Source organism: uncultured Sphingomonas sp., from assembly GCF_936927845.1.
Taxonomy (GTDB): domain Bacteria; phylum Pseudomonadota; class Alphaproteobacteria; order Sphingomonadales; family Sphingomonadaceae; genus Sphingomonas.
This window is the reverse complement of record NZ_CAKZHV010000022.1, coordinates 1-12,055: the sequence shown is the minus strand read 5'-3', so window position 1 is coordinate 12,055 and position 12,055 is coordinate 1. Positions and strand designations below refer to the sequence as shown.

Below are 12,055 nucleotides of genomic sequence, written 5' to 3'. Positions count from 1 at the left end.
GCTGCCGTGGAACTACCGGCCCGTTTGAGGTGACGCCGTCACCGGACGCTTACGGGAGAACGGCTACAACGAGAGCTTCAACGGCTCGCTGCGGGATGAACTGCTGAACGGCGAGATCTTCTACAGCCTCGCTGAAGCCAAGGTGCTGATCGAGGCGTGGCGGCGTCACTACAACACTGCCCGACCGCACAGCAGCCTCGGCTATCGGCCACCCGCCCCGGAAGCGGCGACACCGCCATTGCCGGCCTCCGGTTCCGCTTCGCTCCACCTCCGACCGGCAATGGCGGCGGAGACGACAATGCACTAACTATCAACCCGGACCACCCGGTGGGGGCTGCTCAGCGTCGCCGCCCGCGCCCGAGCCGATGGACGAGGCGCGCCGCGCCGAGATGCTCGGCTGGTTCGAGGACGGTGCCGCGAGCGAGAAAGAGGCCGAGAAGTTCGTCTCCGCCAACACCGCGCATGCCCTGCCGCAGCCGCTCGCCGAGCAGGCGATCGCCGACGTGCGCCGCAGCGCACCCGCGGCGTGGCGCGGCTGGCTGGAAGAGGGCGCCCGCGAGGACTGGGCGGAGCGGGCAGGGGTGATCGACACGCCCGCGCTGATCGTCGCGGGTGCCGAGGACGGCGATTTGGGCGAGGATGCGCAGCGCCGCCTGAACGTGCCGCATTACGCGCACGCCCGCGTCGAGCTGGTCGCCGATGCCGCACACCTCATCCCCTACGAACAGCCCGAGGCACTCGCCGCGCTGATCATGGGTCACGTCGAACACACGACATTCAAAGGAGAGCGTTGATGGATCTGGGTATCAAGGGCCGTACTGCGCTGGTCAGCGGCGCCGATTCCGGCATGGGCAAGGAAACCGCGCGGCTGCTGCTCGAGGCGGGGTGCCGCGTCGCGATCACCGACAAGGGCGACAACACGATCGGCGAGGCGGTGAAGGAACTGTCGTCGCTCGGCGAGGTGATCGCGGTCGCGGCCGACGTGCAGAAGCCCGATGAGGTGAAGAAGCTGTGGCAGGAAGTGCGCGAGCGCCTCGGCGACCCTGACATCTACGTCAACGCGGCGGGAGTGACCGGCGCGACGGGCGACTTCCTCGAGGTCGACGACGCCGGCTGGCAGGAAACGCTCGACATCAACCTGATGGGCGCGGTGCGGATGTGCCGCGAGGCGATCCCCGCCATGCAGTCGAAGGGCTGGGGCCGGATCGTGCTGTTCGCCTCCGAGGACGCGGTGCAGCCCTATGTCGACGAGCTCGCCTATTGCGCGTCCAAGGCCGGCATCCTGAGCTTGGCCAAAGGTTTGTCGAAGGCGTACGGCTGCGACAACGTGCTGGTCAACACCGTCTCGCCCGCCTTCATCGCGACGCCGATGACCGACAAGATGATGGAAAAGCGCGCGAAGGAGAAGGGCACCAGCTTCGACGAGGCGATCGACAGCTTCCTGAAGGAAGAACGCCCCGGCATGGTGCTCGGCCGCCGCGGCCGCCCCGAGGAAGTCGCCTCGGTCGCCGCCTTCCTGTGTTCCGAACGCGCGAGCTTCATCACCGGCGCGGGCGTGCGCGTTGATGCGGGGTCGGTGTTCACGATCCCAGCATAAGGGATGGCTTCCGCCGCAACGCCGCTCAAAAGGCGTTGCGGTGGACCAGTACCTTGAAGGTTGCGACGAGGATCTGGATGTCGCGTACGACGCTCCAGTCGTTGGTATATTCGAGATCGGCGTCGAGCCGGTTGGTCAGATCCTCGGTCCGGTGCGTCGCACCGCGAAAGCCGCGCACCTGCGCGAGCCCGGTCAGCCCAGGCTTGCAGGCGTGGCGGTGATGGTAGCGGGGATCGACCTCCCAGAACAACCGGTCGCCCGCGAGTGACCCCAGCGCGTGTGGACGTGGGCCGACGAAGCTCATGTCGCCGCGCAGGATGTTGAACAGTTGCGGCAACTCGTCGATGCTGGTCGCGCGGATCAGCTTGCCGACGCGCGTCACACGCTTGTCGTCGCGTGAGGTCGACTGTGCGCCCGCGGTATCTGACAATTCGGCGCGCATGCTGCGGAACTTGAACATCGGAAACAGCCGGTTGCCGTAACCGACGCGTGGCTGCACGAAAAAGGCAGAACCCGGACTGTCGAGCTTCACTGCGATGAACACCGCGAGCAGAAGGGGGGCGAGCACAATGATCGCGGGGATCACAATGGCGAGGTCGAGGATGCGCTTCATCAAGCGCTCGCGGATCGGCAGCGCACCGGTGGAGACGAGCGCGGTGGCGATGCCGGCGAAATGCTTGTTGCCGATGACGCCGAACTGATCGAGTTCGGGCACCAGCAATTCGGTACGTACCGTGCTGCCCTTCATCGTCACGGCCCAGAAGGCGCGCCGCTCGGGCACGCAGGCGATGAATGCTTCGTCCACGCCCTTCAGCGCCTGCGCCAGCCGATCGAGGAAGTACGGATGCGGCGTCCCCGCGCCAGGATCGATCCGGCGCGCATCGAGCGTCGCCACGTTGCGCGGTAGGTCGATGGCCAAGCCATCGAGCACCAACAGCCGCGACACCGCGCTCCCGCCGAGCGCGCGCTCCCCGATGCTGCCGAGAAGGGCGCGGAACAGGATCAGCAGCGTGCCCGACAGCAGCAACGAACCGCCTGCGAACAACCGCGGCACGTAGGCGGCGCGATTGAGGCAGAAGGATACGAACACCGCCAGCAGCAATGCGCCCATCAGCGACGCCAGGCTTGCCGCGGTGCCGCGTAGCCACTGTTCGAGCGTCGAAGGCCGCAGATTGCGGATTTCCAGCAGCATGAACAAGACGATGGTTGCGACGAACAGTCCCAATGGACGCGTGTCCTGCCACGTGTCCGGTTGCAGGTAGCGCGCCAGCCAGAAGCCCAGCGATACCGCTGCTGCGTCAACAAGCAGGATAGCGCTGTAAAGCCGCATCCGTATCTGACGCTTCAGCGAAACCCGCTGTCCTGTCACGGTGGTATCCAACATGTTACACACTTACTGCTGCGAGTGCGTGAACTAGCCAATTGCCGCCCCAGACGGTAGTGGCAAAAAGGGCACATGTGGCCGATGCAGCATGAAAACCCGGTCACCGGCGTGGGTATTTTCCTACCAATTGATTGCTGATCCAGTGCGTGGCCCGAGGGGAAGCCGCAAATCAGCGGTCACGTCGCATCATGCATTTGGAAAAATTGTCATGTGATGTCGCTCGCTTGGGAAAGGAAGCGAACTCCGCTGATCTGACCTAGCCTGCTGTATAGGCAGTAGCAGGACAGTGCGTGTAATCGCAGCACCTACTCACGCGAACAGGTCGCCCATCGCGCGTGTGCGGAATGCGTTCAGCCAGCGGCGTCGGCGGTGCTCGCTTGCGTCATGGCGCATGTGGCAGCGCTGGCACAACGCGGCGAGATTGCGCGGCCGGTTGTCGCCGGGGTCGTGGTTCAAATGCGCGCTCGCCAGCACCACGCGCGTGACCTGGAGCGCCGCGGGTGCGCCGATCCCTGCAAGTCCCGGCGTCCGTCGGGCAAGCTCGGCCGGGGCGGCGAGTCCACGCAGCGCGCGCCCGCGTCCGTCGCGCCAGCGTGCCGTGTCCTCGTCCCACCACGAGCCTTCGCCCAGGTGAAGCACGTCGCGCCCGTGCGGTCGCCGGCAATGCTCGCACCGTCCCCGTGCGCGCGTAAAGCGGATAAAGGCGGACAGCTCGCGCCAGTCGATCGGGTACAACCAGCGGTGCTCACGCGCGATCGGCATGACAATTCTATGAGTCGGCATGAGGCGGAACGAAAGCGGAAAATCGGATTGATTCAGATAATCAATCACTGCCGGGATCAGGGGTCATTCACGAGGGTGTATGCGTGTCGTTGTGACTCCCGCGAGCTTGGGTGGGCACGCGTGAGGTGTAGGCGAACTGCCGCAGGAGGCCCCTACAACCCGTTACGATCGAGCGACGCGCGCCGTTATCACGAGGGTGGCGTAGAAGGCGTTGCGAGGTCGGGCGAGGAAGCCGGCGCGGTCTCAGCATCAGCCGCAACCGTGACAACGCTGTTCGGTGTCACGGTCGCGGTCGCAACCGGCTCGGCCACCGTGCCCGATGCAGCTTCAGGTACATCAATTGTGCGCACCACCGGTGGTGGAGCCGGGTCGTAATAGTTACGCCAGGCATCAAATGCCGCGTAGAATTCCACGAACGGACGGTCGATCCGTAGCAGCGCTGCTCGCGCAAAGGCGGGTAGATCGTCGTCTGCGACCTGGCTGACCGCTACGATCTCCTTGCGCGCCACCGCGCAAAAGGTCGTCCGCATCGCCGGCTGGGCGTAGAAATTGTAGATGCGTGTCTGATTGTCATCGTAGACACGCTCCCAATCACCCCAGCCGGTTTCCTGCCATTCGCGGATATAGGCGCGGTAATAGCGGTCGAGTGCCGCAGCATGCGTCACGATCCAAGCATTGTAAGGCTTGGTCACGCCGCCCCCCGCCTGCTCGCAGCCGAGCGCGGCGACGTTCAATGCATTGCGCAGATGCCAGACAGCGGCCTGATCGGTGTTGTCGAGATTGGGTGTGCCATAAGTGCCATCGCTGCGCTTGGCGGGGATCTTCATGCCGACATAGCCGCCAGCCGGCATAACCGGGGGTGGCGGGGGCAGGGTTGCGACCACAGGTGGCGGCTGCACGGCAGGTGCGGCGCAGCCGGACAAGGCAATGACTAGTCCGCCGATCAGGCCCCAGCCAAAGTTCGCGCTCGATGTCATCGTTCCGGTCAGATCCGTCGGGGGCGCGTAGCTCTTGATGGATGAACGTTACCAGAATGGCTCGCGTTCCCTGTATCGATCAACGTGATGCCCGATGGCATCCACCTCCAGCTTGGACGCGCTAAGACTTCATAAGCGATCCTACGAGGCTAGAGCGGTCAGAATAGCCGCTCGTTGCCCAACCGCAGATAAGCCGCTTTCAGAACACGATATTGTCACCAGCGCTGACCATGTCACCGAGCTACGTAGTGCAATCAGCCCTCGTTTGACGGTCCCGACCAATATAGCCCGCGGGCGAGGATGAGGGCGGACGCGCAGCCCGCCCCCAGCCATCACGACAGCGGCGGTTGGCCGTTCGATGCGGTCAGCCCGCCGTCGACCGGCAGGTTCACGCCCGTCATGAAATGCGCGTCCTCGCTCGCCAGGAACGCGATCGCGCCCGAGATGTCGGCGGGTTCGGCACCGCGGCCCATCGGGATGCGCTCCTCGAACTTGGCGATGAGGTCGGGCTGCTCCTTCATCCCCGCGGTCAGCGCAGTGTAGGTGAGCGATGGATTGACCGCGTTGACGCGGACGCCGTTCTTCGCCTCGTCCATCGCCAGCGCGCGGGTGAAGTTGCTGACCGCACCCTTTGCCGCGCAGTAGAAGCTGTGGTTCCAGTCACCGCCCAGCCCCGACACCGACGAGATGTTGACGATGCAGCCCTTCGATTGCCGCAGGTGCGCAATCGCCGCGCGGCTCATGTGGACGACGCCGTAGAGGTCGGTCTCGATCACCTTGGTGAATTCGGAGAAATCACCCTCGTCGACCTTGCCGAGGTGATCGACGCCGGCGTCGTTGACCAGCACGTCGATCCGCCCGAAGCGGTCGACCGCGGCCTGCACCAGCGCCTAGCACGCCGCGCGGTCGGACACGTCGGTCTCACGGCCGCCCAACTCGCTCGCCAGCTTGTCGAGCGCACCCTTGTCGATGTCGCCCAGTACCAGCGTCGCGCCTTCCTCGGCGAAGCGGCGCGCGGCGCCCTCACCGATGCCCGAGGCGGCACCGGTGATGATGACGACCTTATCGGCGAAGCGCGCCATCACGCGTTCTCCGCCTGGACATCATGCTTGCCCTCGCAGAATTCCTCGACCAGCTTCGCGCAGAAGGCGGGCAGATCGTCGGGATTGCGGCTGGTGACGAGGCCCTGGTCGACGACGACTTCCTGGTCGACCCAGGTGCCGCCCGCATTCTCGATGTCGGTTGCAAGCGTCGGAAACGAGGTGAGCGTGCGCCCGCGGACCTGATCGGCCTCGATCAGCGTCCACGGCGCGTGGCAGATCGCGGCGACGGGCTTCTTCGCGGCGAAGAAGTCGCGGACGAAGGCGACGACAGATTGCGACCCGCGGAGCTTATCCGCGCCGACGCAGCCACCGGGGATCACGAGCGCGTCGAACTGGTCGGCCGAGACGTCACCGATCGCCTTGTCGACGCTGAACTTGCTGCCCGGATCGAGGTCGTTGTTGAACGTCTCCGCCTCGCCCGCCTCCAGGCTGATGACGGTGACCTGACCGCCGGCCTGTTCGACCGCCGCTTTGGGTTGCGCGAATTCGGGTTCCTCGGTGCCGCGCGGCGCGATCAGGATCGCGATCTTCTTGCCTTGAAGCTTCATGCTGGTTCGTCCGATCTTGGGGAAGGGGGCGCCGCATAAAGGCACCGGGGGAAGATCGAACGGGCGCGTAAGTGGTTCCGTTGTGGGCCGAATGAACGTCTAATAACGCATCGAAGTCAAACGCTTACACAGGCGCGCGTGCTCACGCCCGCCCACGCGCGATCACCTTACTTATGTCGACATGTCGTCGTGTAGGAAAGTCCTGCTGTAAGTAATGTCGGCGTTGCCGGTGTGATTTTGCTCGACTGGCGGTGCAAAGGCGTCACGATGAGCGGGCACGATCGGGAGAGGGTGAATGATCTGGCTGGCCATGCTGTTGCAGGCGACGTCCCCTGCGGCGCAATCAACGCCGCCCGGCGCCGACGCCGCGCCGACGGGTGACATCGTCGTTGTCGGGCGCGGGATCGAGAGCGCGCAGGTGGCACTCGATGCGTGCGTCGCGCGTGGCTGCCCACCTGACCAGGAGATCAAGGCCGCGCTGGTTGTCGCATCGCGCCGGTTCCTGGCGGGAGATTATGCCGGATCACGGCAGACGTTGCTGAAAACGCGCGGGCGCACAGGCAAGGCGGATGCAGCCTATCCACTCGCGGTATCGGACCTGCACCGCGCGCTCAATACGATCGGCAATCTCGACGGACGCTCATCTTCCGCGCAGATTTCCGCGTTCGATGCGACCGACGCGCTGCGCGCCGGGCTGAAGCCCAACGATCCGCTGATCCTGCTTCAACGGCTCGACACCGCCAACCAGCTGACCCGCACCGGCCGGATTGAGGCGGCGCGGCAGATTTACGAGGACGTGGTCAAACGCGCGGCGAAGAATGGCTATCCGGGTGTGGAAGGTGAGGCGATCTTCCAGGCGGCGACGCTCTACGCGACGCTCGCGAGCATCAATCCGCGTTTTCGCGACGCGGCCGATCGCTGGGCGGCGCGGCTCGACAAGCGGGATGAGCCCGAGATCGTGCAGTATCGCGAGGGTATCCGGCTGGTAAAGCTGCAGCTGGCCGCGTCCAAGGCATCGCCCAAGGAGCGTGCGGCCATGCTTGCCGAGGCAAAGCCGCTGGCGACGCGTGACGCGTTCCTATTGAGCGAGCCTAACGTCACATTCAACGTCTCCAATGCGGGTGCCGCAACCACGCAGAGTGGCGGCGCATCAGGCGGGAGCAACGACAAGCCCGAATGGGCTGACGTGGGCTTCTTCGTGCGACCTGACGGTTCGGTTGCCGATATATTGGTGGTCGCGCAATCGGAGGCAAAGCCTGGATCGTGGCTGTCGATCAAGCAAGGCGCGGTCGCCGAGCGCCGCTACGCGCCGTTCAAGGGTGAACCGATCTATCGTGTCGAGCGATACACGATGGTGCACGACTTCAGCGATGCCACCGGCACGCGGCTGAAGATGCGGTCGGCGCGCGGTATCCTCAACACCACCAACGTGACCAACGCATATCAGGCACCGGGTGCCTGAGGTTCAGGACGCTTCCGGTCCGCGCCACGGATCGTAGGCGCGCGCGCGAATCCAGCGGGTTGCGAGCCACTTGGTCCCTGAGACGACCGGCTGGCCAGCGTGGCGCGCCTTGGCGAGTGGACGCCCGGCCGCGTCGGTGTTGCGAAAGATCACTGCGTCGCCGCGTCGCGGTCTGATCGTCAGGTCGTAGTCGGGGAACACCGTCTCCCCGCCGGTGAAATCGTCGTTGAGGTAGACGAGCACGGTCGCGACACGCTGGTTGCGCGTGCCCGGCAGCACGTCGGAATGAAGCCGGAACTGCTGTCCCGGGCGGTAGCGCAGTACGGTCAGCGCCTCGCCCGCGCCGAGCGGGGTGTTGCTCACCGCCGCCAGCCGCGTGTTCAGCGCGCGGATCACCACATCCTCGCGCAAGGGGCCGATCACCGCGTGGTCGGAGGTGCGGATCGGGTGCGGCACCATGCGACCGGTGCGCGGATCGGCGACGAGCGCGGGGGCGAGCAGGTCGCGCACGCTGTTAGCGACATGCGCGCACTCGGCCGCAGTTAGCAAGTCGGGCACGCGCGCGACAACGCCGTCGTCGGTCAGCGGCTCAGGGATGGGTGGCTGGGCTGGCGTGCCGTTGGGGGCGAGCGCCATTGCGGCGAGCAGCTGCTGGAACCGCTGTGCCTGTGGGTCGCCCGCCGCAACCGCGGCATCAAGCATCGCGATGGCGCTCGTCCAGTCGGCGGGCCCACCGGTGCCGTTGGCGGCGAGCGTGATCTCGAGCAGCCGCGCTTCGGCGTGACCGCGTGCGCTTGCGTCACGCAGCAGGCGCCGCGCCGCGGGCAAATCGCGCGGCACCATCTGACCGATGATCGTCCACATCGCGCGCTGGAACAACGCCGCGGCGTCACCCGCCGCCACACCGCGCGCATTCAACGAGACCGCCTCGGCGATGCGGCCCTGATCGAGCAGGCGTTGCGCGGTGTCGGACACGTTTTGCATGAAGCCAGCGTCGCATAAAAAAGGGGCCGGTGAAAACACCGGCCCCTGCTTGAGGTACGAGGTTCCTACTGTCGATCAGAAGCGGCCCGTGAAGCCCGCGTAGAAGCGACGACCGATATTGTCGAAAATGCCGCTGCCGAAGCCGGTGCCGGTGGCACCGAGCGGGGGCAGGCGGTCGGTCAGATTGTCGACACCGATGTAGAAATTGGTGCCCTTATCGTCGACGTCGAAGCCGATCTTACCGCCGATGTAGAGCACGTCGGGGTAATAGGCCGGCTCGAACGCATCGAGGTTCTGCGGCGCACGGCCCTGATACGAGATCAGGTTCTCGATCGCGCCGACCGACTGCTTCGACAGGTAACGGAACTGCGTGTCGAGCGTGATCGCACCGAAGTCCGCACCCAGGTTCACCTGCACCTGATCCTTGGGATAGCCGAGCTCACCGTTGAACGTGTCACCGAAATTCGGCTGCAGCGGATTGGTGAAGTTCGCAGCCTCCAGCGTGTGGGTGTAGATCACACGGCCGGTGACGCGGGTGCTACCCAGGTTGCGGGTGTACGACAGGTCGGTGTCGATGCCGCGACGACGCAGGCTCGCGAAGTTCAGCGCCGACTGCAGCAGGCTGCCTTCGATGATGCGATACGCCTGCTCGCCGTTCGGACCGGTGGCTCCCGCTGCCACGCGCTGGAACTGCGCGCAGAACGGGTTACCCTGGATCGACGGCGTATCGTAGCAGTTGTTGGCGATACCTTGTGCGCTGACCGAGGTGATGACGTCCTTCACCTTGATGTTGTAATAGTCGACGGTCAGCGTCAGGCCCGGCACCCAGCGCGGCGTGAAGACCGCACCATAGGTGTAGGAGTCCGACTTTTCGACGTTCAGGTTCTCGTTACCACCGCTGACGATCTCCAGCGATTGAACATACTGGTAGTTGTAGGTCGTCGGGATGCCCGCTGCGGCGCAGTTGGCAGCGCGGAATTGCGTACCACGCCCCAGATTGTCGGCCGAGCACGGATCAAGGAAGCCCGGCGCGAAGTTCTGGCCGGCCGGCGAGTAGAGTTCCGACAGGTTCGGCGCACGTACGCCACGGCCGTAATTGGCGCGGAAGCGCAAATCTTCGGTCGGCGCGTATTCGGCGTTCAGATTGTAGGTGTAGACGGTGCCGGCCGAGCCCTTGTAGTCGGAAACGCGGCCCGCGCCACCGATCGACAGGCTCTTGGCGAACCACAAATCCTTCAACAGCGGGATGTTCAATTCGCCAAAGGCTTCCTTCACCTCGAACGATGGCGGATCGAAGGTCGCCAGTGCGTTGTAGAAGGTATAACCCTGTTCAACGAACGGGTCGGCCTTGAAGTAGTTCGTCTCGCGACGGTATTCGCCACCGATATTGAACGCGATCCCGCCGCCCGGCAGGTTGAAGAAGCCTCCCGTGTCACCCGAGATGGTCGCCAGCGCGTCGACCTGGGTGATTTTGCCGGCCGAGGTGGTGTTGCGCAGCACATAGTTGCGTGCCGCATCCGAAATGCTGCCGACACCAAAGGGGTTGAGCGGCTGGCAGGCGGCGATGTCGGCCGTGAGATTGGCCGCATTGCCGTTCAGGTCCTGCCCCGGCGTGCCAATCAGCGGACCTGCGTTGGCACGATTGCGATCGAGCTGAGCGCCGCAGACGATCTGTCCATTGGCCGGATTGCGCACCGCGTCGAGCGCCAGCGTCAGACGCTGCACGTCGACGTTGCCGAGAACCTTGGTGCGCTCCTTGAACTCGCCGTAGTTGCCCGACACTTCGTAGTTCAGGTGATCGCTTAGATCGCCGCGGAAGCCACCGACGAAGCGATAGGTTTCACGCCGCGCATCCTCGCGACGCGAGCCCAGATCAGTCAGGTTCTTGCGCAGCAGCAGGCGGTACGAACCGTCGTTGATCTGGTTCGTCAGCGTGGCGGCCTGCGCCGCGGTGATCGCCGCACCCGAGTTCGGGTTCTGGCCGTTGGCGACTGCTTGCAGCGCCTGCTGGGTCAGGAAGGTCCGCGACGCAGCCGACAGGAACGGGTTGTCGAGGCGCGGACGCTCATACAGGGCGTCGAGCGTCGAGCCGGTGAAGAATGCCGGACCCGAACCGCCGAGGCTGACCGAGTCGACGCGGACGTACTTTGCTTCGACGAACGGCTTGAATGCGTCCGACACATCGAAGTGGCCGATCAGGTTCGCTGCATAACGATCGATCTGCGGCTGGAGCTGGAGCAACGTGCCTTCGCGGCGAGTGTTGCCGTTGCCACCAATGAACGAGCCCGCAGGTGCGGCGCTGGGTGCCGCGGCTGAGCCGTTGGCAATGCCGACGCGCGTACCGTTTTGCTGCACCAATGCGCCGCCCGGCTGGAACAGGTAGTTGCAGGTGAACGCACGACCCAGATAGTCGCGGCCGCAGCGTGCGGCCGAAGTCGCACCGAGCGGCGCACCTGCGAACGCGATCAGGCCGCCGTCAGAGAAGGTGCCGACCCGAATATCGCGGAAAAAGGTGGTATCAGGAATGCCGTCGAAGTTGAGGTTCCCGTTGGTGCCGACACCCGATGCGTCGATATTGGTCGTAACGAACGCATCATTCTGACGGTAAGCCTTGCGATCGAAACCGAACAAATCCTCGGTTCGCGCATATTCGAAGTTGACCGCGATGTTGCCGCGGCCATCGGCGAAGTTCTTGCCTGCCGTCGCGCTGACGAAATAGGTGCCCGCGTCGCCTTCGTCGCTGATGCCGCCCTGGCCACGCAGCAGCAGCCCGTCGAAGCTGCTCTTCAGGCGGAAGTTGACGACGCCCGCGAGCGCATCCGACCCGTAGACCGCCGAGTTGGCGCCGGTCACGATGTCGACGCCTTCGATCAGGTCGGTCGGGATCGTGTTGGTGTCGACCGACACGGCGTTGTTGAGGATGTCCGAGCCGACGTGGCGACGGCCGTTGACCAGCACCAGCGTGCGCGAGGTGCCGAGACCGCGAAGGTCGAGCAGGTTGAGGCCGCCGGTGCCGAGGAAGCGGGTCGAGTTCGACTGGCTGAACGTGCTGATGAGCTGCGGCAGGTCGTTCAGCACGTCACCGATCGAGGTGCGCGCGGTCAGCGTCAGTTCGGCTGCCGACACGGTCGTGATCGGCACGGCCGACACGGCGTTCGGGTTGGGAGCACCTCAAGGTTTGTGACACGGACAGCGGTAAGCTGAACAGGTAGCGAAC

The 12,055-nt window shown here is 64.9% G+C and carries 9 protein-coding genes and 2 pseudogenes; 4 read left to right on the top strand and 7 right to left on the bottom strand.

All coding sequences use genetic code 11. The features are described 5' to 3' along the window. Positions 1-55: 55 nt before the first annotated feature. From Q0579_RS03085 to Q0579_RS03075, 3 genes and pseudogenes are all read left to right on the top strand, one after another. A pseudogene (locus Q0579_RS03085) lies at positions 56-307 on the top strand (transposase); the annotation flags it as partial. A gap of 58 nt (positions 308-365) precedes the next feature. Further along, positions 366-794 carry an alpha/beta hydrolase gene (locus Q0579_RS03080; RefSeq protein ID WP_298808973.1) on the top strand — a complete coding sequence of 143 codons (429 nt, stop codon included), beginning with the start codon at positions 366-368 and terminating at the stop codon, positions 792-794. Then, complete coding sequence (locus tag Q0579_RS03075; protein WP_298808972.1) at positions 794-1,597, top strand: SDR family oxidoreductase; 804 nt, start codon at positions 794-796, stop codon at positions 1,595-1,597. The genes Q0579_RS03080 and Q0579_RS03075 overlap by 1 nt, the downstream gene beginning before the upstream one ends. A gap of 25 nt (positions 1,598-1,622) precedes the next feature. On the opposite strand, the gene Q0579_RS03070 is transcribed toward Q0579_RS03075, so the two are convergent. From Q0579_RS03070 to Q0579_RS03050, 5 genes and pseudogenes are all read right to left on the bottom strand, one after another. Next, complete coding sequence (locus tag Q0579_RS03070; RefSeq protein ID WP_298808971.1) at positions 1,623-2,981, bottom strand: sugar transferase; 1,359 nt, start codon at positions 2,979-2,981, stop codon at positions 1,623-1,625. 309 nt (positions 2,982-3,290) lie between these two features. Continuing rightward, a complete protein-coding gene (locus Q0579_RS03065; protein WP_298808969.1) occupies positions 3,291-3,743 on the bottom strand; it encodes a hypothetical protein in 453 nt (150 codons plus the stop codon). 209 nt (positions 3,744-3,952) lie between these two features. Further along, the gene (locus Q0579_RS03060) at positions 3,953-4,741 is read right to left on the bottom strand and encodes a hypothetical protein (protein WP_298808967.1); all 789 of its coding nucleotides are present in this window, start codon (positions 4,739-4,741) and stop codon (positions 3,953-3,955) included. Between the two features lie 332 nt (positions 4,742-5,073). Further along, a pseudogene (locus Q0579_RS03055) lies at positions 5,074-5,823 on the bottom strand (SDR family oxidoreductase). After that, positions 5,823-6,392, bottom strand: a complete 570-nt coding sequence (locus Q0579_RS03050) for a type 1 glutamine amidotransferase domain-containing protein (protein ID WP_298808964.1) — start codon at positions 6,390-6,392, stop codon at positions 5,823-5,825. Before Q0579_RS03050 ends, Q0579_RS03055 begins: the two are co-directional and overlap by 1 nt. Before the next feature lie 295 nt (positions 6,393-6,687). On the opposite strand from Q0579_RS03050, the gene Q0579_RS03045 reads away from it, so the two are divergent. Next, positions 6,688-7,854 carry a hypothetical protein gene (locus tag Q0579_RS03045; protein WP_298808961.1) on the top strand — a complete coding sequence of 389 codons (1,167 nt, stop codon included), beginning with the start codon at positions 6,688-6,690 and terminating at the stop codon, positions 7,852-7,854. A 3-nt stretch (positions 7,855-7,857) separates the two neighbouring features. On the opposite strand, the gene Q0579_RS03040 is transcribed toward Q0579_RS03045, so the two are convergent. Next, positions 7,858-8,838 (bottom strand): 2OG-Fe(II) oxygenase, encoded by a 981-nt coding sequence (locus Q0579_RS03040; RefSeq protein WP_298808958.1) that lies wholly within the window; start codon positions 8,836-8,838, stop codon positions 7,858-7,860. Between the two features lie 75 nt (positions 8,839-8,913). Beyond that, positions 8,914-11,979, bottom strand: a complete 3,066-nt coding sequence (locus Q0579_RS03035) for a TonB-dependent receptor (protein WP_298808956.1) — start codon at positions 11,977-11,979, stop codon at positions 8,914-8,916. Positions 11,980-12,055 lie beyond the last annotated feature (76 nt).

What these genes read in the sequence shown, in the direction of transcription:
- Q0579_RS03080 (WP_298808973.1), top strand. Translation starts at nt 366, where the DNA reads ATGGACGAGGCGCGCCGCGCCGAGATGCTCGGCTGGTTCGAGGACGGT.
- Q0579_RS03075 (WP_298808972.1), top strand. Translation starts at nt 794, where the DNA reads ATGGATCTGGGTATCAAGGGCCGTACTGCGCTGGTCAGCGGCGCCGAT.
- Q0579_RS03070 (WP_298808971.1), bottom strand. Translation starts at nt 2,981, where the DNA reads ATGTTGGATACCACCGTGACAGGACAGCGGGTTTCGCTGAAGCGTCAG.
- Q0579_RS03065 (WP_298808969.1), bottom strand. Translation starts at nt 3,743, where the DNA reads ATGCCGATCGCGCGTGAGCACCGCTGGTTGTACCCGATCGACTGGCGC.
- Q0579_RS03060 (WP_298808967.1), bottom strand. Translation starts at nt 4,741, where the DNA reads ATGACATCGAGCGCGAACTTTGGCTGGGGCCTGATCGGCGGACTAGTC.
- Q0579_RS03050 (WP_298808964.1), bottom strand. Translation starts at nt 6,392, where the DNA reads ATGAAGCTTCAAGGCAAGAAGATCGCGATCCTGATCGCGCCGCGCGGC.
- Q0579_RS03045 (WP_298808961.1), top strand. Translation starts at nt 6,688, where the DNA reads ATGATCTGGCTGGCCATGCTGTTGCAGGCGACGTCCCCTGCGGCGCAA.
- Q0579_RS03040 (WP_298808958.1), bottom strand. Translation starts at nt 8,838, where the DNA reads ATGCAAAACGTGTCCGACACCGCGCAACGCCTGCTCGATCAGGGCCGC.